This is a genomic window from Streptomyces xiaopingdaonensis (genome assembly GCF_000262345.1).
In the GTDB taxonomy this organism is placed as follows: domain Bacteria; phylum Actinomycetota; class Actinomycetes; order Streptomycetales; family Streptomycetaceae; genus Streptomyces; species Streptomyces xiaopingdaonensis.
On record NZ_AJTQ01000117.1, the window covers coordinates 1 to 23,909 of the forward strand.

Here is a 23,909-nt window from a genome sequence, read left to right on the forward strand (position 1 = left end):
CCGTGCGCGGTTCGGTCAGCCGATGCTGAAGTCGAAGTCGGTGACGTACCAGTCGCCCTTGATCTCGGAGACCTTCGTCTTGGCGTCGATCTGGTCGGCCTTGATCCCGGTGGAGTTGGCCGCGATGGTCTCGTTCAGGGGCTTGCCGTTGACGGTGACCTTGTCGGCGGGGACCTCAGCCTCGCCGCCGGAGGCCGGGACCTTGTCGACCTCCACCTTCGGTTCCTTCGAGGCCGGCTTGGGCGAAAGGGCCTCCTGGAACTTCATGACACCCGACTTCAGCTTCTTCACGTCGGGCGAGTCGCTGCTGCACGTCGACGGGCTGCCGACCTTCCCGGAGTCCGGCTCCGCCATCACCAGGCACGCCTCCTGCGGCTTGCCGTTGATCACCGCGGTGACCCACGTGGCGACCGCCTCCTGGGGCGTGGACTGACGGACCTCGGAGGGCTGGGATGCCGAACCGTCGTCCTTGCCCTTGTCGGAGTCCTGCTCGGCGGTCGGGCTGCTCGGCGCCGGCTTCCCGTCCGCGGGTTCGGGTTCGCTCGAGCACCCTGTGACGCCCAGGAGTGCCGCCGTCGCGGCGACACCGGCTATCCAGCCGGCAGTGCTCTTCGTGCTGTTCTTTGTCATCCCCACTTACCCTTCCATACGGCGCCGACCTGCCTTGACGCCGCCCGACTCGTGCCGGTCGAGGCACCGGAACGAACACGAGGACGAGGCAGACGACAACCGATCACCTCGATCGGTCGGTGGCGCCTCGGTGACGGTGCTTCGTCTCCGTGGACGGCCAACCGGGCCGGATCGGTTGCGGCTCGGCCGGGGACGATGCACATGAGGCGTCGACGAGTCCGAGACGGCAGCTGTGCCGGAGGGCGCAGTCGGCCGCGTCGTCGGCGGGCTGCCGGGGACGGAAGCGCAGGGCGGCTCATCGGCTCGCACGCGGACGGTACTGCTGTCTTCCCGGGGCGTCCCTTCGGCGTCCGTCGCCCCGGCGTACGCTGACGCGCGCCGGCGTTGCCGCGTCCCAAGGGAGGTCGTGTCGGGTGGAGTTGACGGTGCTCGGCGGTTCCGGTGCGTGGCCGGTGGCCGGACAGGGATGCAGCGGCTACCTCGTCGAGCACGGCGGGTTCCGTCTGCTGCTCGACCCCGGCTACGGGGTGCTTCCGGAACTCCTGCGCCACACGCACCCGCACGCAGTCGACGCCGTGTACGTCACCCACGGTCACCCCGACCACTGCGCGGACCTCAACCCGCTGCTGCGTGCCCGGGCGCTCACCGACCCGCCCGCGCCCCCGCTGCCGGTCCACGCGCCCGTCGGAGCCCTTGACGCCGTACTCGGCCTCGACCGCCCCGGGCTCCTCGAACCGGCGCTGGACCTGCGGGAGTTCGCGCCGGGCGACACCCTCCGCCCGGGCCCGCTCCTCGCCTCCACCTTCGACCTCCCCCACTCCCTCCCGAACGCCGGCGTCCGCCTCGAAGCCCCCGGCGGGGAGAGCTGTGCCTTCACCGGCGACACCGGGCCCAGCGAGCAACTGACCGCCCTCGCCCGCGGGGTGGACCTCCTCCTCTGCGAGGCGACCCACCTGCGCGAGGTACCGCCCGAGGACGCCGGGGAACTCCTGACCGCGTGTCACGCAGGCGGTCTCGCTCGCCGCTCGGGTGTCGGCCGCCTCCTCCTCACCCATCTCTGGCCGGGCACGGACGCGCGCGAGGCGGTGCGCCTGGCGCGCGAGAGCTACCGCGGACCGGTCGACGTCGCGGTGCCGGGGATGCGCGTACGCGCCGGGTGAGCCGTACCGTCAACCGAAGGCGTCAACTCCCGCCCGTGCGAGGCGAATTTGCGCACTCAGGGAGTACGGGGCTTGTCGGCGCCCCGGCGCTCGTAGAACCTCGGGACATGAGGGAGACGGGACCTCGGCACGCCGACGCGGCGCCGACAGCGCAGGACGCGCACGCCGGCGCTCCGCTGCGGATCGTGCTTCTCTCGCACTCCGCCGAGGGCTTCGCGCGCGCCCACGCGGTGTGCACGGCGGCCGGCCACCGCCCCCTGGCACACGTCTACGCCCGCTCGCTGCGTCCCGCGGCGCCCGTCCGCGAGGGCGCCCCCGAGACGGCCGCCGACCTCACCGCCGCGATCCCGCCCGGCGTCGATCTGCTCCTCCCCGGCAGGGCCGGCAACCTCGCCGCGCCGCTCGCCGGCTACCGCCCCGACCTCGTCGTCTGCAACGGCTTCCCCTGGCGCCTCCCGCCGGCGCTGCTCGCGGTACCGACGCTCGGCACCCTCAACATCCACACCTCGCTGCTGCCCCGTTACCGCGGACCGATCCCCGTCCACTGGGCGATCCGCAACGGGGACCGAGAGACGGGCGTCACGGTGCACTGGATGGACGAAACCTTCGACACGGGCCCCGTCCTCGTACAGCGCGGCGGCGTTCCCCTCCCCGACCGATTCGACCCCGACGGACTCCTCGGCGAACTCGACACGCTCGGCGCCGAGTTGCTCGCCGAGGCACTCCCGCTCGCGGCGGCGGGGGCGCCCGGTGAACCGCAGCCCGAGAAGGACGCCACCTACGCGGGCTGGATGGAGGACTCCTTCCACCGCGTCGACTGGAACCGTCCGGCGCACCAGGTCCATCATCAGGTACGCACCTTCCGCCTGGGCGTGCCCGGTGCGCGAGGTCCGTTGGGAGAGGTGTCGGGCCGCCGGCTCCGTCTCCTCGGCACCTCGCTGGAGCCGCAGCGCGGCGACGGACGGGCGCTGCGTGTGGAGTGCGGGGACGGGCCGTTGTGGATCACCGAGTACGAACCCGCGCCGTGAGCGGGCGTCGTCACCGCCACTCTTCGATACGCGCCGACTCCCTCGCCGCCCGCGCGTCGTCGAACGTCGCCAAGAGCCGGGACGCTTCTGCGAAATGGGCCTCCGCCTCGTCCGGCGGCTGCCCGCCGCTGTCCGCGGCGCTCGGCCCCGCGCGCAGGGCCGCGGCCAACCCGGCGAGAGCCAGGGCGAGTTGCCAGCGGTCGCCGTTCGCACGGTGGACGTCGGCGGCCTGGCGGTGGAGGTCCGCGGCCTCCGTCGGGCGGCCCAGGGACCGCAGCAGCGACCCCGTGGCGTGCCGGGCGCGGGCCTCGCGTGCCCGGTCGCCGAGGTCGCGGTGGAGCGCGGTCGACCGGTGGAGCGAAGCGAGCGCGCTCTCGGTGTCGCCGAGCGCGCGCTCGGCCGCGGCCTGGTCGAGCAGCCAGTACGCCTCCCACATACGGTTCTGCGAGCGCCGCGAGATGCCGACGGCCTCCCGCGCGGCGCCGAGCGCCTCGACCTCCCGCCCGCTCTCCCTGAACACCGCGCTGAGCAGCCGCAGCGTATTCCCCTCGCCCCCGCGGGCACTCCGGCGCCTGTGCTCCTCCAGCGTCCGGACGAGTGCGGGCTCCGCCCGGTGCAACTCCCCCTGTTCGTAGCGGACTTCGGCGAGGTTGCCACGGACCGTCGCCGCCCAGCCCGCGTCCCCCAGTTCCTCGAAGAGCGCTTCGGCTTCCGCGAACCAGTCCGCCGCCTCGCGCAGGGAGCGGGAGCGCAACCGGGTCAGCCCCAGGTCGTTGAGGGAGAGCGCCACGTTGCTGCGTTCACCGAGCGTGCGCCGCAGCCGCAGGGCGGCCGTGTGGTGCTCGGCCGCCTCTTCCAGGCGGTGCGCCTGGGTGTGCGCCATGCCGAGGCTCTCCAGCAGCTCGGCCTCCGCCTTGCGGTCGCCCTCGCGGCGGGCGGCCTCCAACCCGAGGCCGCTCAGGGTGAGCCATTCCTCGAACGGGTTGTGCAACATGTGGATGCTGCGCAGCACGAGGGGAAGTTGCCACGCGGTGCGGTCGTCGCCGGACGCCACCGCGGCCCGGACGGCGGCGAGCAGGTTGGCGCGCTCGCGTTGGTACCACTCGTGCGCCGCCGTGTGGCCGGCGAAGGAGGCCGGCGCGGTGCCGGGCACGGGCGCGGGGAGAGCGACGCGCGGCTCGTGCGGGTTGAGCACGGCCTGGGCCGCGTCGGCCGTGTGCAGGTACCAGGAGAGCGTCCTGTGCAGGGCTGCCGCACGTTCCGGTGGTGGCTCGTCCTGCCGGGCCCGGTCGGCGGCGTACGCGCGCAGCAGGTCGTGGAACTCGTAGCGGTCCGGGGCCCGCTGCTCGAGCAGGTGGGAGCCGACGAGGGTGTCCAGGAGCTGCTCGGCGCGGGAGCTCCCCACGCCGCCGACGGCGGCGGCCGCCGCCGTGCCGAACTCCGGCCCCGGGTGCGTCCCCAGCAGGCGGAAGAGACGCGCGGCCTCGGGCGGCAGGGCCCGGTAGGAACAGGCGAAGACGGTGCGCACGGCCTCTTCCTCCTCGTCTTCGCCGATGGTGAGTACCTCCCAGAGCGCGGACTCGTCCCTGAGATCCCTGACCAAGTGCTCGATACCCAGATGCGGCCGGGCCGCCGCGCGTTCCGCCGCTATGCGGAGCGCCAGCGGCAACCTGGCGCAGAGCCTGGCGAGTTCGGCGAGGCTCTCCGGCCGGTCCGTGCGCCGGTGTACCGACGTCACCGTCCGCAGCAGCGCCACGGCCTCGCCTTCCCTCAGCGTGTCGAGGGTGAGCCGGAAGGCTCCTTCGCGCACCGCGAGGCCCGAAAGCCGGCTGCGGCTCGTCACGAGGGCGAGGGAACTCGGCGTGCCGGGCAGCAGCGGGCGGATCTGTGCCGTCGAGGCGGCGTTGTCCAGGACGACGAGCACCTGCCTGTCCGCGAGCAGCGACCGGTAGAGCCCGGCAGCGGCCTCGGGGTCCGCGGGCACGGCGCGGGAGGGGACGTCGAGGGCGGTGAGGAACCCGGCGAGCGCCTGGGCCGGCTGCACGGGCGCGCCGGGGTCGTAGCCGCGCAGGTTGACGTAGAGCTGGCCGTCGGGGAAGTGTCCGCTCGCCCGGTGCGCCCAGTGGAGCGCGAGCGAGGTCTTGCCGACGCCGGCGGTGCCGGCCAGGACGCAGACCGGTGCGGTCCCTGCGTTCGGGCGGAGCAATCCGTCGAGACGGTGGAGTTCGCTTCCCCGGTTGACGAACGGCCCCGTGCTCACCGGGAGTTGGCGCGGCCGCGGCGCCTCGGGCGGCTGCGGACGTGCGTGGAAGTGCACCCCGCCGCTGACGTCGCGCGCCTGTACCACCTCTGCCGCCGCACCGGAGAAGACGGCGCCCCGAGGCTGCTCGGCTTCGCCTCGATCCCCCGCGAGGGACGGCGACTCACGCTCTTCGCCGGCCATCGGGTCCGACCGTCGGTGGGGGGAGAGGCGCCACGGATCGCTGGAAGTACCGGGCCACGTCCTCGCCTTCGTCGTAGAGCCGGCTCATCCGCTCCGCGGCCTGCGCGACGAGGGACGTGTCGGAGAACCGTGCGGCACCTGCGAGTCTCCCCGACGGGTCGTAGCGGATGCGGTAGAGAGTGTGGGCTCCGAGGGTCAGGAGTTCCTGGCCTTTCGCCTCCTCCGGGGCGAGCCTGCGTGCGGACTCGGATCGCGCGGTGGAAAGGACGCGAATCCGCTCGCCGTACTCGGCGCGCAACCTCAGCAGGTGGAGTTCCCACTGGAGGTACGGGGTGAGCGGCTCGTCGACGACGCGGACGCGGTAGAGGCCGATGTGCTCGCGCCGCGCCCTCGCGCCGAACTCCGCGAGGAAATCGCGCTCTTCTTCGAGAAGGGTCAGGGATTTCTCCCACGCGCCCCGTGCGAATGCGTCCCAGCTCGGGAAGCCCGGCTCGGTGAAGTGCTGCCCGCATTCGAGTTTCCAGGAGTCCTCGTGCGGGATATTCCATTGGCGTGCACGGAAATCCTCCCGGTATTCGTCGAGGGGGAGTTCCGTTCCTGCTGCGTCGTCAAGATCGAGCATCGGGAATGTCCGGTTTCGCGGAGCTGAGGGTGGCGGCCGGCAGGACGACGAGTCGTTCGTCCGCCGCGAGGACGACGTCCGCCGGCAGCCGGTGTGTGTACGCGTGCGTCATGTCGCGGCCGATGACGGCGATGTCGCCGTTGTCCAACTGCCAGATGTCGGGGCATCCGTCGCGTCCGCCGGTTATCCCCAGTTCCGCCGGTGATCGTCCCAGGCGGCGGTGGAACTCGGCCGATGCGTTCGCTTCCCAGGCGCGTTTCACAGGCGTTCGACCCCCTTGCGCCGACGACGTCGGTTTTCGGCTGCGCCGGGTCCGTCGTGCGCGCTGTCCGTGCGGCGCAGGAAAGTGCGGAGAACGGGGCGCTGCCTGACATTCGGACGCGCTCCACGGTCTTCGCCTGTGCAGGCTTTCAGTCGGAGGGGAAGGCTGGGGGAGGAGTGCAACCGCATGCGCCGCGACGGCGGTTGGACTCCGCGCCCGCGATTGTCAACTATAGGAGGCGGAGCAGGGAAGGGCAACGCCCGCCGAGTCGCTTTCCGGGGACGGCATATCTCATCGGGATATCGCTTTTCTTGTGCAGCCGGCATCCGTGGTGCCGCTGCCCTCGGCCCGCAGGAATCTGATCGCCGGGCGTCCGTCGGGTCCCTCGGGCGTGACCGAGGCGCGAACTCGGTAGACGTCGCGCACCAGTTCCTCGGTGAGGACCTCGGACGGGGTGCCGGCGGCGGCGACCAGGCCCTCGCGGAGGACGAGCAGGCGGTCGCAGTACATCGCTGCGAGGTTGAGATCGTGCAGGGCCACGACCGAAGTGACGGGCGTGTTGACGATGAGAGTGAGCAGCTCCAACTGGTGCTTGATGTCGAGGTGGTTGGTGGGCTCGTCGAGGAGGAGCTCGGTGGGCTGCTGCGCCAGCGCGCGGGCGATCTGCACCCGTTGGCGCTCACCCCCGGAGAGGGTGTGCCACGACTGGTGCAGATGCGGTTCCAGCCGGGTGTGTGCGACGGCTGCGCGTACGGCTGCGTCGTCCTCGGGGCGCGGGGACGACCAGGCGCCGCGGTGCGGTATGCGGCCGAGCCTGATGACGTCGAGGACGTCGAGGTCGACCGAGGTGTCGGCGTGCTGCTCCACGACGGCGACCCGGCGGGCCACCGACTTCCGCCGCAGCGCGGCGAGTTCGACGCCGTCGAGGGTGACGACCCCCGAGGAGGCGGGACGGATGCCCGCGAGGAGGCGGAGCAGGCTCGACTTGCCCGAGCCGTTCGGGCCGAGGAGCCCGATCGTCTCGCCGGGCTCGGGGCTGAGGCTCACGCCCTGCACGAGAAGGCGGCCGCCGACCTCCCAGGAGACGTCTTCTGCGCGGAGGCTCATCGGCTCGCCCCCCGCCGCTCGGTCCTGCCGCGCCCCGTGCGGTGCAGGATCAGGACGAAGGCGGGCACCCCGACGAGCGAGGTGACGACCCCGACGGGAAGCTCCTGCGGGTCGATCAGGGTGCGGGCCGCGGTGTCCACCCAGACGAGGAAGACGGCGCCGACGAGAGCCGTCGTCGGGAGGAGTCTCCGATGGCCGGAGCCGACGAGCGCGCGTGCGGCGTGCGGCAGTACGAGCCCGACGAAACCGATCGCCCCGGCCGAACTGACGAGCACCGCCGTCAGCAGCGAGGTGGCGACGAGCAGCAGCAGGCGCACCCGCTGGACGGGGACGCCCAGCGCGGCCGCGGCCTCGGCGCCGAAGGTGAAGGCGTCGAGGGCGGCGGCGCGGCTGAGGCAGACGGCGAGCACGGCGAGCAACACCGCGGTGCAGACCGCCACTTCGGACCACCCCACGCTGGCGAGCGACCCGAGGAGCCAGAAGAGCACCCCGCGCGTCTGCTCGGCGTCGGCCGAGGTGAAGACGATGAACGAAGTGAGCGCGGAGAAGAGCTGCATCGCCGCGACTCCGGAGAGCAGGACGCGATCGGTGGTGCCGCCGGCCGAGTGGGCGAGGAGGAGCACCAGCCCGAAGGCGACGAGGGAGCCGAGGAAGGCTCCGCCCGAGAGCCCCAACGCGCCCCCGCCGAAGCCGAGTACGACGACGAGGACCGCCCCGGTGGAGGCGCCGGAGGAGACGCCGAGCACGAACGGGTCGGCGAGCGGGTTCCGCAGCAGCGACTGGAGGACCGCGCCGCAGACGCCGAGCCCGGCGCCGCAGACCGCGGCGAGGAGGGTGCGCGGCAGCCGCAGGTCCCAGACGATGCCCTCGCGGATCGCCGTGAGGCCGCTCTCGCCGCCGCCGATCCGCGCGACGATCACCTGCCAGACGTCGGTGACCGCGAGCCTCGCGGGCCCGATGGTGATCGCGACCGCGATCGAGAGGGCGAGGACGACGAGCCCGCCGCCCCACAGCACCGCGGTGCCGCTCGCGCCCGTGACGCGGCCGGACTTCCGCGGTGCGGGGCTCGCCGCCCGTGTGTCCGCCGCCGCGTCCGGGGGAGCCGGCGGACGCCGTCCCCCACGTCCCGTGCGCCTCTCGGACGTGGCCTCCTCGGCCGTGCCGGTGCCGTTCACTCGGCGAGCCCGAACGACCGCAGACCGTCGGCGACTTGCTCGATCCCTTCGACCGTGCGGATCGACGGGTTCATCGCCGCGCCCGTGAGGACGATGTAGCGCTTCTTCTTCACTGCGGTGAGCTCCCGGGTCACCGGGTCGCTCTCCAGCTTCTTGATCTTCGCCTTCGCCGTCTCGGCGGTCTGGCTCTTGCGCGTCAGGTCGCCGAGGACGATGACGTCCGGGTCCTTGTCGGCGACGCGCTCCCAGCCGACCTGCGGCCACTCGGCGTGCGTCGTGTCGAAGACGTTCTTCGCGCCGACGGCTTCCGTGATGATGCCGGGGGCGCCGCAGCAGCCGCCGAGGTAGGGGGACTCGGCGTTGGCGAACCAGTAGAGGAGGGTGGTGTCCGCGGCCGAGACGCCGTCGGTCGCCTTCTTCACGCGCTGCTCGAGGTCGCCGACGACCTTCTCGCCGCGCTTCTCCCTTCCGAACATCCTCGCAAGGTCGGTGACTTCGCCGTAGATGTCGGAGAGGGCGAGCGGCTTCTCCCGGGCGCCGTCGCCGTCGCCCTCGTTGTTCTTCGTGCAGTCGGTGGGGGAGAGGTAGGTGGGTACACCGAGGTCGTGGAAGTCCTTGCGGGTGGCGACGCCGCCCTTGCCGAGGGTCGACTCGAAGGAGGCGACGGCGAGGTCGGGTTCCTTGTCGAGGACGCGCTCGAAGGACGGGTTGTCGTCCGCGAGCCGCTCGACCTTCCGGTTCTCCTTCTCCAGGCCCTTCATCACGGGATCGGTCCAGGTCGCGGTGCCGACCATGCGGTCGCCGAGGCCGAGCGCGAGGAGGATCTCGGTGGTGCCCTGGTTCAGGGAGACGGCGCGCTGCGGGGGCTTCTCGACGGTGACGCGCTCGCCGCAGTTCTTCAGGGAACGCGGATACCCCGGTGCCTTGCCGTCGCTCTGCTCCGTCGAGGAGGCACCCGAGCAACTCGCGACGCCGAAGGCGAGCACGGCGACAAGAGCGGAAGCACGCAGGCGGCTTCGGCGGGCGAGGCGATACGGCGCCACAGCAGACCCCATCCTCTCCGGGCTCGTTCGCGGAGCCGGTCGGTTCGCTCCGTCCCGAGCGGGGCGGAGGTGCCAGCAGGTCTTCGGACTCGGGACTCGAACGGGCGGAGCGCCTTCCCGGGGATGCGACCCCAGTGGTCTTGTGCTCGCCCTATCCCTTACCGCTGCGCGTCAGTTCCGGATTCGCACCGGATTCCCTGGCCCGTTCCAACGGGGTGACTGGCGCCCGCAACGTACCACAGGGGTTGCAGGACCGCGCCGGTGAGACCTCTGTGAGCTGCGACGACAGAAGCCGCGCCGCCGCGCTTTCCGCGATGTGCGATGCGGCACACACCGCTCGGCCGTGCGTGGGGAGCCGAGAGCGGGGAAGTAGAGTCCCCGGACCGGGAGGCGCTTCCCCTCGCCCGCCGCAAGCGGCGGCGCGAGCGAACAGGTCGGCGCCGGTGCTTCCCGGGCTCGAACGGCCGCGGCGCGCACCGGAGTTGAAGAAGCGGACGCCGACGGCGCGACGCGACGAGACGGCAGGAGAACCAGGAACCGCACGTGAGTCCTGCACCGAGCAACCCCCAGAAGACCGTCGGAGCGGAGACGGCGCACCCCGCGCCCGCAGCAGTCGGCACCGCACCTCCGAGCAGGGACCCGGGCGGCCGGACGGTCGATGTCGTGGGCATCGGCGCCGACGGTTGGCAGGGGCTCGCTGCCGCCTCGCGGGACGCGTTGAGGGCGGCCGGCGTGCTTGTGGGGGGAGTGCGGCAGCTCGGTCTGCTTCCCGACGAGTGTGCCGGTGAGCGTGTCCCCTGGCCCTCTCCGCTGCGGCCCGCCGTCCCCAAGATCCTTGCCGAGTACGGCGATCGGGGCCTCGCGGTGCTCGCCAGCGGCGACCCGATGTTCCACGGGATCGGCCGCACCCTCGCGGAGGCGGTGGGTCCCGAGCGGCTGCGTGTGCTGCCGCACCCTTCCTCGCTCTCCTACGCCTGTGCCCGTCTCGGGTGGCCCGTCGAGCAGACGGAGGTCGTCAGTGTTGTCGGGCGGCCGTTGGAGCGGATAGCCGCCGTACTCCACGACGGGCGGCGGGTGCTGGTGCTCAGCTCGGGAGCGGGGACCCCGGCGGCCGTCGCGCGTCTGCTGTGCGAGCGCGGGTTCGGAGCGACCCGGATGCAGGTGTGGGAGCAGCTCGGCAGCGGACGTGAACGGAGTACGGAGGGCACCGCGGCGACGTGGTCCGCTCGGCCGGGGGACGCGCTCAACGTTGTTGCGCTGGAGTGCCTGAGGGATGCGGACGGAGTGGCTCTCGGCACCGTGCCCGGGCTTCCCGACGAGGCGTACGAGCACGACGGGCAGCTCACCAAGCGGCATGTGCGCGCCGTCACGCTCGCCGCCCTCGCGCCAGAACCGGGCCAACTCCTCTGGGACATCGGGGGAGGTGCGGGCTCGATCGGCATCGAGTGGATGCGCGCACATCCGAGCTGCCGCGCCGTCGCGGTGGAGCGGGACGCGGTGCGTGCGGCGCGCATAGGACGCAACGCCGCCGCGCTGGGGGTGCCGGGGCTTCGCGTCGTCCCCGGGGCTGCGCCGCGGGTCCTCGGCGAACTGCCTCCGCCCGACGCCGTCTTCATCGGCGGCGGGCTCACGGCCCCCGGGATGCTCGACGCCTGCTGGCAGGCGCTGCCGCGGGGAGGCAGGCTCGTCGCCAACACGGTGACGCTGGAGTCGGAGGCGCTGCTCGCCGACGCGCGGGGGCGGTACGGCGGCGAACTCACCAAGCTCGCCGTGGCGCAGGCGGTGCCCGTGGGCGGCTTCACCGGCTGGCGGCAGGCCATGCCCGTCGTGCAGTGGAGCGTGCGGAAGGCCTGACCGGCCGGCCCTGCGACCGAGCGGTGCGGCAAGACGATCGGGGCCGGGCGCCCGGTCGTCGTACGAGCAGGGGCCGCCGTGCCCGCGCCCGAAAGCGGAACCCCACCAGAGCGGAGCGAGACCACCATGACCGTCTACTTCATCGGAGCGGGACCCGGCGCCGCCGACCTGATCACCGTGCGCGGCGCGCGGACGCTCGCCTCCTGCGACGTCTGCCTCTACGCCGGAAGCCTCGTGCCCCCCGAGCTGCTCGACGAGTGCCCGCCAGGCGCGAGGCTCGTCGACACGGCCCGCCTCGACCTCGACCGGATCACCGCCGAGCTCGTCCGCGCGCACCGGGAGGGCCGCGACGCCGCGCGGCTGCACTCGGGCGATCCCTCCGTCTACAGTGCCGTCGCCGAGCAGATGCGCCGGCTCGACGCCGAGGGGGTGCCCTACGAGATGGTCCCGGGCGTGCCGGCCTTCGCGGCGGCTGCCGCCGCGCTCAACCGGGAGTTGACCGTGCCGACGGTGGGCCAGACGGTCGTGCTGACGAGGGTGGCGCAGCGGGCCACCGCCATGCCGGAGGGCGAGGAGCTCGCGAACCTCGGCAGGACCGGGGCCCTGCTGGTGGTGCACCTCGCTGCCCGGCACGCGGATCGCGTCGTCGCCGAACTCCTGCCGCACTACGGGCCCGACTGCCCCGCGGCCGTCGTCGCGATGGCGAGCCGGCCCGACGAGGTGGTGCTCCGCGGCCCGTTGGCGACCCTCGCGGAACAGGTGCGGCAGGCGGGGGTGGTGCGCACCGCTGTGATCATGGTGGGCAGGGCGCTCGCTGCCGAGCACTTCTCCGACAGCTTCCTCTACTCCACCGAGCGGGAGCGCACCGCCGACGGCACCACCGCGCGCCCCGCCTGAAGCGCGCAGCCGCCCGGACCGAGCCCACCACCCCGCCCGCCCGCCGGGCACGGCCGGGCCGCCCACGAGCACCGCCCGACCCGCACCGGGTCCGGCGCGCAGCCCGCGCCGGACGAAAACCCCTGTACCCATCCCGACCCCCGTGAAGCTCCGAACGCCCGTCGGCGCCCCGCCCAGCCCGCTCGCTGCGCGTACCCGAGAAGGTACGCAACGTCATCGCCCTGCGCGACCCCTGTGGATAACTCCCAACCGGCATGCTCCGCCCCGGCGTTCACCCAGGTCAGACCCTCCAGCCTCCGAGCCCCGCAGCGCGACCGCCCGTCCACGGTCCCGCTCCAGCCGGCGGAAGCCCCAGCACGGAACGAAGCACCGGCGCGCGGTCCGCGACCCGACCGACGCCCGCACCGAGCCCGACGCGAAGACGCAACCGCAAGCCCTCAAGAAGGCCGACGGGAGGCAGCGCGCAGTCCGACCCCGTAATCCGGTCCGGAGCCGACGCAAGCCGGACGACGAGCCCTGCGACATCCCCGCGCAGCCCGACTCCGCCCGCAACCCTCGTCGCCGAGCACGCCCCGGACCACCGGCGGCCCACTTCGGGAAGCCCACACAGACGTCGACGGCGCTCCCCCACGCCGCGCACCGGCCCTACCGAACCCTCCGCGCCTCCGCCCGCCCCACGACGCCACCGGCCCGGTCCACGCAGACCACGTCCACCCCGACGGGCGCCTCCCGCAGCACGCCCAGCGCCGTCTCCCGCGCCGCGCAGGCGACGAGGTCGCCCAGCGGAATCCCGGCCTCCGCGCAGAGCTGGAGCGCTCCCAGCCCCGTGTTGGCACCGGCGACGGCGGTGGCGAGCGTCTCCGACGCGCCCGCACCGCGCGCGAGTTCGGCGAGGAAGCCCTTGTCGACCTGCGAGCGTCCGGAGTGCAGGTCCAGGTGCCCGGCCGCGAGCTTGGAGAGCTTGGCGAAGCCGCCGCAGACGGTGAGGCGCGGAACGGGGTGCCGCCTGAGGTACTTGAGCACGGCGCCGGCGAAGTCGCCCATGTCGAGCAGCGCGTCCTCGGGGAGCCCGTACTCGGCGACGACCGTCCGCTCCGACGTCGCCCCCGTGCACCCCGCCACGTGCGTACGCCCGGCCGCCCTCGCGACGTCGATGCCCCGCCGGATCGAGTCGATCCACGCCGAGCAGGAGTACGGAACGACGACGCCCGTGGTGCCGAGGATGGAGAGTCCACCGAGGATGCCGAGCCGCGGGTTCCACGTCGACCGTGCGATCTCCTCGCCGCGGTCGACGGAGAGCGTCACCTCCGCGTCCGGCTCCGGACCGCGTCCGAACTCGGCGGAGACGGCCGCGAGATGCTCGCCGACGAGCCGGCGCGGCACGGGGTTGACCGCGGGTTCCCCCACGTCGAGCGGCAGCCCCGGTCGCGTGACGGTGCCGACGCCGGGCCCCGCCCTGAAGACGATGCCCGAACCGGGGTCGCCCGCACGGACGGTGGCGCGTACGAGGGCGCCGTGCGTGACGTCGGGGTCGTCGCCCGCGTCCTTGACCACGCCTGCCGTCGCCGAACCCGGCGCCGACTCCTCGACCGCCAGGGCGAAGGAGGGGGAGTGGCCCTTGGGGAGGGTGATGCGCACGGGGTCGGGGAAGTCGCCGCCGAGGAGCGCGGTGTAGGCGGCGGTCGCCGCGGCCGTGGCGCAGGCGCCGGTCGTCCAGCCGGGCCTCAGCCCCGTGTGCTTGAGTTGGGCGCCGCGGCCGCCGGCCGCGCCCTCGTCCGTTACGTCACCCACGGAAGGCTCCGATGGACAGCGCCACCCCCGCGCCCCGGCACGTGCTCCTCCTCGGAGGCACGACGGAGGCCCGCGCCCTCGCCGGACTCCTCGCGGAGGAGCCCGGGTTGCGGGTGACGAGCTCGCTCGCCGGCCGCGTCGCGGCCCCCCGGCTGCCGCCGGGCGAGGTGCGCACGGGCGGCTTCGGCGGCGTCGCCGGCATGACGGACTGGCTGCGCCGCCACCGTGTCGACGCGCTCATCGATGCCACCCATCCCTTCGCTGAGACGATCAGTTCCCACGCGGCGCTCGCCGCCGCCGGCGCCCATGTTCCCCTGCTGGCGCTGCGCCGCCCCGGCTGGGCCCCGGGAGAGGGCGACGACTGGCACCCGGTCGGCTCCCTCGACGAGGCGGCGGCCGTCCTGCCCGAGCTGGGCCGGCGGGTCTTCCTCACCACGGGGCGGATGGGCCTCGCCGCGTTCGCGGCCCTCGACCGACTCTGGTTCCTGCTGCGCTCGGTCGACCCGCCCGAGTCGCCGGCCCCGCGGCGCCTCCGCACCGTACTGGAGCGCGGCCCGTTCGCCCTGGAGGACGAGCGCAGGCTCCTCGCCGAGCACCGTATCGACGTGCTCGTCACCAAGGACAGTGGCGGGGCCGCCACCGCGCCGAAGCTCGCCGCGGCGCGCGAGGCGCGCATACCCGTTGTGGTGGTGCGTCGGCCGCGCGCGCCCGAGGGCGTGCACGCCGTCGCCGACGGTGCCGCGGCGCTCGACTGGCTGCGTTCCCTGCCGCGTTGACGCGCTTCACCCGCCGGCGGCGTCCGGGTAGCGGCGCGGCGTCCACACCGTCCAGCCCCGGCCTTCCGCGTCCGGGCGCTCGTCGCGCCGTGTCTGCGAGGAGCCGACGAGCAGCAGGGTGCGCATGTCGACCTCCTCCGGGTCGAGACGCGCGAGCGGCACCGTGCGCACGTCCTCGTCGGGTCCGCCGACGTCCCGTGCGAGGACCACGGGTGTGTCGGGGGCCCGGTGTTCGAGGAGCAGCTCCCTCGCCTTGGCGACCTGCCAAGTGCGGCTGCGGGAGCCGGGGTTGTAGAGGGCGAGCGCGAAGTCGGCCGCCGCCGCTGCGGAGAGGCGCTCCGCGATGACCTCCCAGGGCTTGAGCCGGTCGGAGAGCGAGAGGACGGCGTAGTCGTGGCCGAGCGGAGCGCCGGCCGCCGCTGCCGCCGCGTTGGCGGCCGTCACCCCCGGCACCACGCGCACCTTCACCCCGCGGTACGGCTCCTCGCTCGCGGCCTCCAGCACCGCCGTCGCCATTGCGAAGACGCCGGGGTCGCCGCCGGAGACGACGGCGACGCGGCGCCCGCGGCGCGCCAGGTCGAGGGCGAGCTGCGCGCGCTCCGCCTCGACGCGGTTGTCGGAGGCGTGCCGCACCTGCCCGGGCCGTTCGGGAACGCGCGCCAGGTACGTCGCGTATCCCACGAGGTCCTGCCCGGCGGCGAGTTCACCCCGCGACTCGGGCGTGAGCCACCGCGGCCCCGCGGGCCCCGTGCCCACGACGACGACCTCGCCCTCCGCCACCCGCGCCGGAGGCCCCGTGCGGCGGCTCGGTACCACGCCGACGGCGAAGTACGGCACGGACTCCGGGTCGACCTCGTCGAGCCGGCCCGTCCGCTCGCCGGGCATCGTGGCCCGCTCCGCGTACCGCACCTCGCCGAGCCTGCCCGCCCGTTCGGCCGCGGCGCGGACCGTCGGGAAGGTCCGGCCGAGCTTCATCACCACGGCCGGGTCGGTGCCGGCGAGGCGTGCGGCCAGCTCTTCCTCGCCGAGCGTGCCGGGCAGGACGGTCAGCACCTCCTCGCCCTCGGCGAGCGGTGTCCCGAGCCGCGCGGCGGCGGCGCTCATCGACGTCACCCCGGGGATCACCTCCGTCGGGTAGCGGTCGGCGAGGCGCTTGTGCATGTGCATGTACGAGCCGTAGAAGAGCGGATCGCCCTCGGAGACGACGGCGACGGTGCGGCCGGCGTCGAGGTGGGCGGCGAGCCGAGCGGCGGACTCGGCGTAGAACTCCTCCATGGCGCCCCGGTACCCGCCGGGGTGCTCGGTGGTGCCGGTGGTGACCGGGTAGACGAGCGGTTCCTCGAGGTGCTCGGGACGCAGGTGCCCCGCGACGATGGAGCGAGCGATCGAGCGCCCGTGCGGCGCGCTGTGGTAGGCGACGACGTCCGCCTCCGCGACCACCTGGACGGCCCGGACCGTCATCAACGACGGGTCGCCCGGGCCCAGTCCGACGCCGTAGAGGCGCCCGTGCGGCCGGCTGCGCTGATTGCTCATTCGTCCTCGCTCGCTATCGCGTTGACGGCGGCGGCCGCGATCGCGCTGCCACCCCTGCGGCCCCGTACGACCAAGTGCGCAAGGCCCGACGGGTGTTGGGCGAGCGCGTCCTTCGACTCGGCGGCGCCGATGAAGCCGACGGGTGCGCCGATGACGCACGCGGGGCGCGGCGCTCCCTCGTCGACCATCTCCAGCAACCGGAAGAGCGCCGTGGGCGCGTTACCGAAGACGAGCACGGCGCCCTCCATCCGCGACCGCCACAGCTCCAGCGCCGCTGCGGTGCGCGTCGTGCCCGACTCCTCGGCGAGGCGCGGGACTTCCGGCTCCGCAAGGGTGCAGAGGACCTCGTTGTCGGCCGGCAGCCGGCGCCGGGTGACGCCGCTCGCGACCATCGCGGTGTCGCACAGCAGGGGAGCGCCGCCGAGGAGCGCGGCGCGTGCCTTCGCGACGGCGTCCGGCGAATAGGCGAGGTCGCGGACGAGGTCGACCATGCCGCAGGCGTGGATCATGCGGACGGCGACCCGGGAGACGTCCTCGGGGAGGGCGTCCAGGTCCGCCTCCGCGCGGATGGTGGCAAAGGACCGGCGGTAGATCTCCGCACCGTCCTTCTCGTACTCGTACACTGCGCTCTCACTCAACTCGTCGGGATTTGCTTGCGGATTGGGTCGGGTGCGGTCACTCGCGCACCGCGACGCGGTAGCCGTCGGGCTCCGCGAGGACGTCCACGCGCCTGCCGCGCGGCCTGCCGCACCGCCGGGAGCAGCCTGACCAGTGGACGGGCAGCCCCGCGTGGTCGGCGGCGCGCTCGGCCGCGCGCGCCGCGGCGCCCTGCGCGGTGCCTTCGACGGCGGCGGCCGCGTCGCCGCGTACGTCCCGGTGCGCCTTGGCGCAGCCGGGCAGCCCGGTGCAGGCGCTCACCAGCGGCCAGGCCGAGTCGGGCGCCGTCACCAGTCCGGCGTCGGCGAGCGGGCCCGCGGAGCCGCGCTGCACGCCGGGGAGCACGACACCGCGCCACGGCGTGAGCCGCAGCTCGCCAGAACCCGCCTCGCGCGCCGTGCGCAGGAGCAACCGCCACTGCCCGACGCCGAGTTGGCCCAGCGGGAGCGCCACGGCGAGGGCGCCGGGGTGCGCCCCCGGTGCCGGGCCGCCCGGTACGGGTTGCGGCGGGGCCGCGGGGGAGACCCTGCCCAGACCTTGCTCCCGCAACCCTTCCAGGAGCCGCTCGGGTCCGTCCGGCAGCTCGGCGACGCGCCAGGCGCGCTCCCGGCCGGCCACCGGGCCCTGCGCGGCGGCGAGTTCGAGGAAGCGGAGCGCGGCGGAGAGTGCGGCGCCCGCGGCCTCGCCCGACGGGACGAGCAGCGTGCGGCGCGCACCGGTGGAGAGCGCCGCGGTGCCGTCGCCGAGTGCGACCAACGCCACATCGGGCTCGAGCGCGAGCACGTCCCCGCGCCCGTCGTCGAAGGCGAAGAGGAAGCGGCCCGAAAGCTCCCTCGCCGCACGGCTGTTGCAGAGCAGCGCGTCGAGCTCCGCCGTCCACGGCAGCACGTCGGCGCCGCCGCGTCCGTCGAGGCCGCTGAGCGGGGAGGCGGCGATGTTCCGCACCCGTTCGTGCTCCGCCGAGGGCAGCAGCCCGACGTCCGAGAGCGGTCCGGCGAGGAGCCGCCCCCCGTCCGGAGGGAGGCCCCTGAGCTGCACGTTGCCGCGCGAGGTGAGATGGAGCACACCGTCGCCGAACCGCTCGGCCGCCTCGCCGAGCGTCTCGGCCTGCGCGGCGGTCAACACCCCTGCGGGGAGGCGCACTCGGGCGAGTTCGCCGTCGTCGGCCCGGTGCGTACGGAGCGCCCCGGGGCAGGCGTCGCCGTGCCCTGCGCGGGCGTCGCCCGGCGGGCCCTCGGTAGCGGTCGGGGGGTGCGGCATGGCGGCGAGCATACCCACGCCTCCCGCGGGCATCCCCGGGCCAGCCGGTGCACCGCCCCTCCCCGACCTGCGCGGCAGCACGTAGGATGAGCCGCGGTGCGCCCGGAGGCGCACCGTCAGCCAGCGACGGCAACAGCGGAGGAAGCCGGTGTGAATCCGGCACGGTCCCGCCACTGTGAACCCGGCCCAGCGCCGGGCGAGTCAGGAACTCCCGCCGTCCTCCACTGCCCGGGGCGAGGACCCCGAGGAAGGCCATACCGCGCATGCTCCTGCTGCTGTCGACCTCCGACACCGACCTGCTCAGCGCCCGTGCGGCCGGGGGTCCCTGCACCTACCGCTACGCCAACCCGTCGCGGCTCGACGTCTCGGAGCTGCCCGAACTCCTCGACGGCACCGACCTCGTCGTCGTCCGCCTCCTCGGGGGCCTGCGCGCCTGGCAGGAGGGCGTGGACGCGCTCCTCGCGCAGCACCGCCCCGTCGTCGTCCTCACCGGTGAACAGGCCCCGGACGCCCAGCTGATGGAGGCGTCGACGGTGCCGATCGGCGTCGCCGCCGAGGCGCACGCCTACCTCGCGCACGGCGGGCCGCACAACCTGGAGCAGCTCGGGCGGTTCCTCTCCGACACGGTGCTCCTCACCGGCCACGGCTTCGAACCGCCGGCGCCCGCGCCGACTTGGGGCCCGCTGGAGCGCACCCCGCGCACCGACCTCCCGGCGGACGCGCCGACGGTCGCCGTCCTCTACTACCGCGCGCACCACATGAGCGGCAACACCGCCTTCGTCGAGACGCTCTGCACGGCGATCGAGGCGGCGGGCGGGCGGCCGATGCCGCTCCACGTCGCCTCCCTGCGCGCGCCCGAACCCGCGCTACTGGAACGGCTCACCACGGCCGACGTGCTCGTCACGACCGTCCTCGCAGCCGGCGGCAGCCGCCCCGCCGAGGCGTCCGCCGGCGGCGACGACGAAGCCTGGGACGCCGGCGCCCTCGCCCGACTCGACGTGCCGATCCTCCAGGCGCTCTGCCTCACCAGCACCCGTGCCGAGTGGGAGCGCAACGACGAGGGCGTCTCGCCGCTCGACGCCGCGAGCCAGGTCGCCGTACCGGAGTTCGACGGCCGCCTCATCACCGTCCCGTTCTCCTTCAAGGAGCTCGACGAGGACGGCCTCCCCGTCTACGCGGCCGACCCGGAGCGCGCCGCCCGCGTCGCCGGAACCGCCGTGCGCCACGCGAGGCTGCGGCACGTCCCCAACGCCGACAAGCGCCTCGCCCTCGTCCTCTCGGCCTACCCGACGAAGCACTCGCGGATCGGCAACGCCGTCGGCCTCGACACCCCGGCGAGCGCCGTGCACCTGCTGCGGCGGCTCCTCGCAGAGGGGTACGACTTCGGCGAGGAACCGGTCCCCGGCGTCGAGTCGGGCGAAGGGGACGAGCTGATCCGCGCCCTGATCGACGCCGGCGGCCACGACCAGGAGTGGCTCACCGAGGAGCAGCTCGCGCGCAACCCCGTCCGCATCCCCGCGGCCGACTACCGCCGCTGGTACGCCGAACTCCCCGCCGAGCTGCGGGAGTCGGTCGAAGAACACTGGGGCCCGCCGCCCGGCGAGATGTTCGTCGACCACAGCCGCGACGCACAGGGCGAAGGAGACGGAGGGGACATCGTCCTCGCGGCCCTGCGCCACGGGAACCTGCTCGTCCTCATCCAGCCGCCGCGCGGCTTCGGCGAGAACCCGATCGCCCTCTACCACGACCCCGACCTGCCGCCCTCGCACCACTACCTCGCCGCCTACCGCTGGATCGCGGCCTCCCGCGAGGACGGCGGCTTCGGCGCCGACGCCATGGTCCACCTCGGCAAGCACGGCAACCTGGAGTGGCTCCCGGGGAAGAACGCCGGCCTCTCCGCCGCCTGCGCACCCGACGCCGCCCTCGGCGACCTGCCGCTCGTCTACCCCTTCCTCGTCAACGACCCGGGCGAGGGCACCCAGGCGAAGCGGCGCGTCCACGCCACCCTCGTCGACCATCTCGTCCCGCCGATGGCCCGCGCCGACTCCTACGGCGACATCGCACGCCTCGAGCAACTCCTCGACGAGCACGCCACGATCGCCGCGATGGACCCGGCGAAGCTCCCCGCGATCCGCGCGCAGATCTGGACGCTCATCCAGGCGGCCAAGCTCGACCACGACCTCGGCATGGAGGAGCGCCCCGACGACGACGGCTTCGACGACTTCCTCCTCCACGTCGACGGCTGGCTCTGCGAGATCAAGGACGCCCAGATCCGCGACGGCCTGCACGTCCTCGGCGCCGCACCCGAGGGCGAGGCCCGCGTCAACCTCGTCCTCGCCATCCTTCGGGCGCGTCAACTCTGGGGCGGCGAGAAGGCGTTGCCGGGCCTGCGCGAGGCGCTCGGCCTCGACGAGTCCGCCGCCGACCGCACGGGCGCCGACCGCGCGGAGGAGCTGGCGCGCACCCTCGTCGAGGCGATGGAGGGCGCCGGGTGGACACCGGAGGCCGCGGCCGGCGCGGTGGCGAAGCTCCCCGAGGACGCCTCCTTCAGCGAGGAGGACCTGCGCGCGGTGCTCGCCTTCGGCGCCCGCGAGGTGGTCCCGAGGCTCGCGCGGACCACCGACGAACTCGACCACGCCGTCCACGCGTTGGCCGGCGGCTTCGTCCCCGCAGGCCCCTCCGGCTCTCCGCTGCGCGGCCTCGTCAACACCCTGCCGACGGGCCGGAACTTCTACTCCGTCGACCCGAAGGCGGTCCCCAGCCGCCTCGCCTGGGAGACGGGGCAGGCGCTCGCCGAGTCCCTCGCCGAGCGGTACCGCAGGGACAACGGCGACTGGCCCGTCTCCGTCGGCCTCTCCCTGTGGGGCACCAGCGCGATGCGCACCGCGGGCGACGACGTCGCCGAGGCGCTGGCCCTGCTCGGCGTGCGTCCCGTGTGGGACGACGCCTCGCGGCGGGTCACCGGACTGGAGCCCGTCCCGCACGAGGAGTTGGGGCGCCCGCGGATCGACGTCACGCTGCGGATCAGCGGCTTCTTCCGCGACGCCTTCCCGCACACGGTGGGCCTCCTCGACGACGCCGTACGCCTCGTCGCGGGGCTCGACGAGCCGCCCGAGCACAACCACGTCCGCGCCCACGCGCAGGCCGACCTCGCCGAGCACGGCGACGAACGCCGCGCCACCACGCGGATCTTCGGCTCCCGCCCCGGCACCTACGGCGCGGGGCTCCTCCAGCTCATCGACAGCCGCGACTGGCGCACCGACGCCGACCTCGCCGAGGTCTACACCGTCTGGGGCGGCTACGCCTACGGCCGCGGGCTCGAAGGCAAGTCGGCCCGCACCGAGATGGAGGCCGCGTACAAGCGGATCGCGGTGGCGGCGAAGAACACCGACACCCGCGAGCACGACATCGCCGACTCGGACGACTACTTCCAGTACCACGGCGGCATGGTCGCCACCGTGCGCGCGCTCAAGGGCACGGCGCCCGAGGCGTACATCGGCGACTCGACGCGTCCGGAGGCCGTCCGCACCCGCAACCTGGTGGAGGAGACCTCCCGCGTCTTCCGCGCCCGCGTCGTCAACCCCCGCTGGCTGGAGGCGATGCGGCGGCACGGCTACAAGGGCGCCTTCGAGCTCGCCGCCACCGTCGACTACCTCTTCGGGTACGACGCCACCACCGGCGTCGTGGCCGACTGGATGTACGACAAGCTCGCCCGCACCTACGTCCTCGACGAGCAGAACCGCGCCTTCCTCCAGGAGGCGAACCCCTGGGCCCTCCACGGCATCACGGAACGGCTGCTGGAGGCGGAGTCCCGCGGCATGTGGGCCGAGCCCGACCCCGAGATCCTCGACGAACTCCGGCGGATCTTCCTGGAGACGGAGGGCGAACTGGAGGGCGACGACTGAGCCCGGGCCCGGGCTGCGGGGCGCGCCCCGCAGCCCGACGGCCCGCCGTGCGCGGTCAGTTGCGGGCGGACGGCAGCAGGCCGCGCACCATCCGGCAGGTCGTCGACGACGGCGGGTGCACGCCGATGCGGGCCGCGGTGGCGCGCACGACGCGGTCGGGCGCCTGCCGCGGTGTGTAGACGCCGCTGTCGAGCAGGGCTATGGCGATCCGCATCGCCTTCAGCGCGCGGTTGTGGTCGACGTACCACTGGCGGGGGCGGCCGGCGGGCAGCCGCCGGCGGGTCGGCGCGGGCAGGTCGGGGAACGGGAGGGGCGGCTGGGGGAGAGTGGGGGCAGCGGTCATCTGGGGCCCTCTCTTCAGCGTCCGCGGCGCGGAGCGCGCGGTGTCCTGGGCGGCGGGCGACCGCCCGCCTCGGCGCCAACTCCCTTGTCCAAGCGGGGAGTCGCGCCGTCGTCCACTCCCTCCATGGTACCCGCGCGCACTGACAACCGGAGGCGTGAAGCAGCTGGTCATCCACGGTTCCGGGAGAGGTGTTCGATTCTGCTGGGGCGGCTGGTCCGCCTGGCGCGGGCGAGTGCGCGACGATCGGGACACGGCTGGTTCAGGGGCGTTCCGGTAACGGCGGCCGGCCGCTACGGCTGACGACGGTCGCTCGTGCACCGGCGACCGGGCTGTTTCCGCGGCTCATCGAGCCGTTGCCGGCAACGTGACGGTGTGTGAGTGGGGCGAGCGAGGCCGCGTGCCGACACCGGTGAAGCCCTCTTCCACGTCCCCGCACCCTCGCTTGATGCAGGAGCGCCGGATGTGGCGAGACGTGGTGGAAGGTGGCTACGGTAACCGCGTTGTTGCCCGCTCGGGGCTTTTCCGGCGCAGTCTCTTGCCTGCATCACCTGCGGCACCGCTGCGGGGAAGCCATGCACCCCGGTATTGAAAGAGGCCGATGATGCCTACCCCTGGTTTTCCGCCGAACACACTCGATTCGGAAGGAACGCCGATATGGATCGCTGAGCTCGCCGAGGACGATCCGAACCACACCCTGCACGTCGTACGCGGCATCGAACCGGCGGAAGCGCTGCAAGTGCTGGGCGCCAACCCGGAGTTGTTCCAGTCCTGCGAACTGCCCGACAGCAAACCGGACGAGTGGACGTCACTGCCGTGCGCGGCTCTGGGCACCCAACCCGGGACCTCCGCAACACTGCTGGCGGGACGCGTCGGCGAGTGGACCTTCGTCTACGACGACGCCGGGTTCACCTGCGGCGAAGAGGACACGAAGGCGCTGTCCGACAAGGGGCGGACAGCGGCCACAAGCGTGTACACGATCAACGCGGACGCCAGTCTCGTCTACGCCGTAGACGGAGAACAGCTCAAGTGGATCAACGTCGACGACCTCGATCTGGACGAGGACCTTCCCGACATGCCCGCCGAACTGCGTGCGGCGTTCGAGGCTGCAGGCAACGTCCCGATGGAGGACTTCGAGCCAGGCGAAGCCGACGGCGATGTCGTCATGCGCGCCGCCTGCGCTCTGGCGGGCCTCGCACTCACCCTGGACGACATACGCCGACTCCCTCTGCTGGTCGTGCCGTTCGGCTGACGATTCCCGGACGGCGTCCGAGAGGGGCTGCCCTCGCGGGCGGCCGGGTGCGGTTCGAGGCGGCTGCCCGTATCCACTCGACTCGGCCGTACCTCACGTGCGTGCGCGCTGCGACCGACGCGGGCGAGCCTCCTCCCCGAGGCCATCGGCGGGACCCTCGGCGAGCGGGTGCCG

Annotated in this window: 19 protein-coding genes and 2 riboswitches; of the genes, 7 read left to right on the forward strand and 12 right to left on the reverse strand. The window is 73.8% G+C overall.

Features of this window, described 5'->3' with window-relative positions; genetic code table 11:
* Positions 1–15: 15 nt before the first annotated feature.
* Positions 16–630 carry a hypothetical protein gene (locus UWG_RS0108975; protein ID WP_016906869.1) on the reverse strand — a complete coding sequence of 205 codons (615 nt, stop codon included), beginning with the start codon at positions 628–630 and terminating at the stop codon, positions 16–18.
* A gap of 413 nt (positions 631–1,043) precedes the next feature.
* Between UWG_RS0108975 and UWG_RS0108980 the strand changes: the two genes are divergently transcribed.
* Positions 1,044–1,790 carry an MBL fold metallo-hydrolase gene (locus UWG_RS0108980; protein ID WP_016906870.1) on the forward strand — a complete coding sequence of 249 codons (747 nt, stop codon included), beginning with the start codon at positions 1,044–1,046 and terminating at the stop codon, positions 1,788–1,790.
* Positions 1,791–1,897: 107 nt separating this feature from the next.
* The gene (locus UWG_RS0108985; RefSeq protein WP_016906871.1) at positions 1,898–2,818 is read left to right on the forward strand and encodes a formyltransferase family protein; all 921 of its coding nucleotides are present in this window, start codon (positions 1,898–1,900) and stop codon (positions 2,816–2,818) included.
* A gap of 10 nt (positions 2,819–2,828) precedes the next feature.
* On the opposite strand, the gene UWG_RS0108990 is transcribed toward UWG_RS0108985, so the two are convergent.
* From UWG_RS0108990 to UWG_RS0109015, 6 genes are all read right to left on the reverse strand, one after another.
* The gene (locus UWG_RS0108990; protein ID WP_016906872.1) at positions 2,829–5,261 is read right to left on the reverse strand and encodes an ATP-binding protein; all 2,433 of its coding nucleotides are present in this window, start codon (positions 5,259–5,261) and stop codon (positions 2,829–2,831) included.
* Entirely contained in the window at positions 5,242–5,883 is a 642-nt protein-coding gene (locus tag UWG_RS0108995) for a DUF6879 family protein (protein ID WP_016906873.1), read from the reverse strand. The genes UWG_RS0108990 and UWG_RS0108995 overlap by 20 nt, the downstream gene beginning before the upstream one ends.
* Complete coding sequence (locus UWG_RS0109000) at positions 5,870–6,145, reverse strand: hypothetical protein (protein ID WP_016906874.1); 276 nt, start codon at positions 6,143–6,145, stop codon at positions 5,870–5,872. Before UWG_RS0109000 ends, UWG_RS0108995 begins: the two co-directional genes overlap by 14 nt.
* Positions 6,146–6,436: 291 nt before the next feature.
* Entirely contained in the window at positions 6,437–7,252 is an 816-nt protein-coding gene (locus tag UWG_RS0109005; protein ID WP_016906875.1) for an ABC transporter ATP-binding protein, read from the reverse strand.
* A complete protein-coding gene (locus tag UWG_RS0109010; RefSeq protein WP_016906876.1) occupies positions 7,249–8,427 on the reverse strand; it encodes a FecCD family ABC transporter permease in 1,179 nt (392 codons plus the stop codon). The genes UWG_RS0109005 and UWG_RS0109010 overlap by 4 nt, the downstream gene beginning before the upstream one ends.
* On the reverse strand, positions 8,424–9,482 hold the full coding sequence (locus UWG_RS0109015; RefSeq protein WP_474773088.1) for an ABC transporter substrate-binding protein: 1,059 nt from the start codon (positions 9,480–9,482) through the stop codon (positions 8,424–8,426). Before UWG_RS0109015 ends, UWG_RS0109010 begins: the two co-directional genes overlap by 4 nt.
* Positions 9,483–9,527: 45 nt before the next feature.
* A riboswitch (cobalamin riboswitch) is annotated at positions 9,528–9,709 on the reverse strand.
* A gap of 304 nt (positions 9,710–10,013) precedes the next feature.
* Here UWG_RS0109015 and cbiE point away from each other — a divergent pair.
* Positions 10,014–11,324 (forward strand): precorrin-6y C5,15-methyltransferase (decarboxylating) subunit CbiE, encoded by a 1,311-nt coding sequence (gene cbiE, locus UWG_RS0109020; protein ID WP_016906878.1) that lies wholly within the window; start codon positions 10,014–10,016, stop codon positions 11,322–11,324.
* Positions 11,325–11,450: 126 nt separating this feature from the next.
* The gene (cobM, locus tag UWG_RS0109025; RefSeq protein WP_016906879.1) at positions 11,451–12,221 is read left to right on the forward strand and encodes a precorrin-4 C(11)-methyltransferase; all 771 of its coding nucleotides are present in this window, start codon (positions 11,451–11,453) and stop codon (positions 12,219–12,221) included.
* Positions 12,222–12,866: 645 nt separating this feature from the next.
* Here cobM and UWG_RS0109030 read toward each other — a convergent pair.
* Positions 12,867–14,012: a cobalt-precorrin-5B (C(1))-methyltransferase gene (locus tag UWG_RS0109030; RefSeq protein ID WP_016906880.1), complete on the reverse strand. Its 1,146-nt coding sequence runs from the start codon at positions 14,010–14,012 to the stop codon at positions 12,867–12,869.
* 11 nt (positions 14,013–14,023) lie between these two features.
* Here UWG_RS0109030 and UWG_RS0109035 point away from each other — a divergent pair, with 11 nt between their 5' ends.
* A complete protein-coding gene (locus UWG_RS0109035; RefSeq protein WP_016906881.1) occupies positions 14,024–14,788 on the forward strand; it encodes a cobalt-precorrin-6A reductase in 765 nt (254 codons plus the stop codon).
* A 6-nt stretch (positions 14,789–14,794) separates the two neighbouring features.
* Here UWG_RS0109035 and UWG_RS0109040 read toward each other — a convergent pair whose 3' ends face one another.
* From UWG_RS0109040 to UWG_RS0109050, 3 genes are read right to left on the reverse strand one after another with little or no spacing between them, the layout of a single operon-like run.
* Positions 14,795–16,321, reverse strand: a complete 1,527-nt coding sequence (locus UWG_RS0109040; protein ID WP_016906882.1) for a precorrin-2 C(20)-methyltransferase — start codon at positions 16,319–16,321, stop codon at positions 14,795–14,797.
* A complete protein-coding gene (locus tag UWG_RS0109045; RefSeq protein WP_016906883.1) occupies positions 16,318–16,944 on the reverse strand; it encodes a precorrin-8X methylmutase in 627 nt (208 codons plus the stop codon). Before UWG_RS0109045 ends, UWG_RS0109040 begins: the two co-directional genes overlap by 4 nt.
* Positions 16,945–16,996: 52 nt before the next feature.
* Positions 16,997–18,238, reverse strand: coding sequence for a precorrin-3B synthase (locus UWG_RS0109050; protein WP_420235620.1), 1,242 nt, complete (start codon positions 18,236–18,238; stop codon positions 16,997–16,999).
* Between the two features lie 138 nt (positions 18,239–18,376).
* Positions 18,377–18,449: riboswitch (cobalamin riboswitch) on the forward strand.
* Positions 18,450–18,501: 52 nt separating this feature from the next.
* Here UWG_RS0109050 and cobN point away from each other — a divergent pair.
* The gene (gene cobN / locus UWG_RS0109055; protein WP_016906885.1) at positions 18,502–22,143 is read left to right on the forward strand and encodes a cobaltochelatase subunit CobN; all 3,642 of its coding nucleotides are present in this window, start codon (positions 18,502–18,504) and stop codon (positions 22,141–22,143) included.
* A 55-nt stretch (positions 22,144–22,198) separates the two neighbouring features.
* On the opposite strand, the gene UWG_RS0109060 is transcribed toward cobN, so the two are convergent.
* Complete coding sequence (locus UWG_RS0109060; protein ID WP_016906886.1) at positions 22,199–22,486, reverse strand: hypothetical protein; 288 nt, start codon at positions 22,484–22,486, stop codon at positions 22,199–22,201.
* 601 nt (positions 22,487–23,087) lie between these two features.
* Between UWG_RS0109060 and UWG_RS0109065 the strand changes: the two genes are divergently transcribed.
* On the forward strand, positions 23,088–23,735 hold the full coding sequence (locus UWG_RS0109065; protein ID WP_029391289.1) for a DUF6461 domain-containing protein: 648 nt from the start codon (positions 23,088–23,090) through the stop codon (positions 23,733–23,735).
* Positions 23,736–23,909: the final 174 nt, after the last annotated feature.

Bases quoted from the DNA above. Each gene is read 5' to 3' on its own strand.
- UWG_RS0108975 (WP_016906869.1), bottom strand. From the start codon at position 630: ATGACAAAGAACAGCACGAAGAGCACTGCCGGCTGGATAGCCGGTGTC.
- UWG_RS0108985 (WP_016906871.1), top strand. From the start codon at position 1,898: ATGAGGGAGACGGGACCTCGGCACGCCGACGCGGCGCCGACAGCGCAG.
- UWG_RS0108990 (WP_016906872.1), bottom strand. From the start codon at position 5,261: ATGGCCGGCGAAGAGCGTGAGTCGCCGTCCCTCGCGGGGGATCGAGGC.
- UWG_RS0108995 (WP_016906873.1), bottom strand. From the start codon at position 5,883: ATGCTCGATCTTGACGACGCAGCAGGAACGGAACTCCCCCTCGACGAA.
- UWG_RS0109005 (WP_016906875.1), bottom strand. From the start codon at position 7,252: ATGAGCCTCCGCGCAGAAGACGTCTCCTGGGAGGTCGGCGGCCGCCTT.
- UWG_RS0109015 (WP_474773088.1), bottom strand. From the start codon at position 9,482: ATGGGGTCTGCTGTGGCGCCGTATCGCCTCGCCCGCCGAAGCCGCCTG.
- cobM (WP_016906879.1), top strand. From the start codon at position 11,451: ATGACCGTCTACTTCATCGGAGCGGGACCCGGCGCCGCCGACCTGATC.
- UWG_RS0109035 (WP_016906881.1), top strand. From the start codon at position 14,024: ATGGACAGCGCCACCCCCGCGCCCCGGCACGTGCTCCTCCTCGGAGGC.
- UWG_RS0109040 (WP_016906882.1), bottom strand. From the start codon at position 16,321: ATGAGCAATCAGCGCAGCCGGCCGCACGGGCGCCTCTACGGCGTCGGA.
- UWG_RS0109050 (WP_420235620.1), bottom strand. From the start codon at position 18,238: ATGCCGCACCCCCCGACCGCTACCGAGGGCCCGCCGGGCGACGCCCGC.
- cobN (WP_016906885.1), top strand. From the start codon at position 18,502: ATGCTCCTGCTGCTGTCGACCTCCGACACCGACCTGCTCAGCGCCCGT.
- UWG_RS0109060 (WP_016906886.1), bottom strand. From the start codon at position 22,486: ATGACCGCTGCCCCCACTCTCCCCCAGCCGCCCCTCCCGTTCCCCGAC.
- UWG_RS0109065 (WP_029391289.1), top strand. From the start codon at position 23,088: ATGCCTACCCCTGGTTTTCCGCCGAACACACTCGATTCGGAAGGAACG.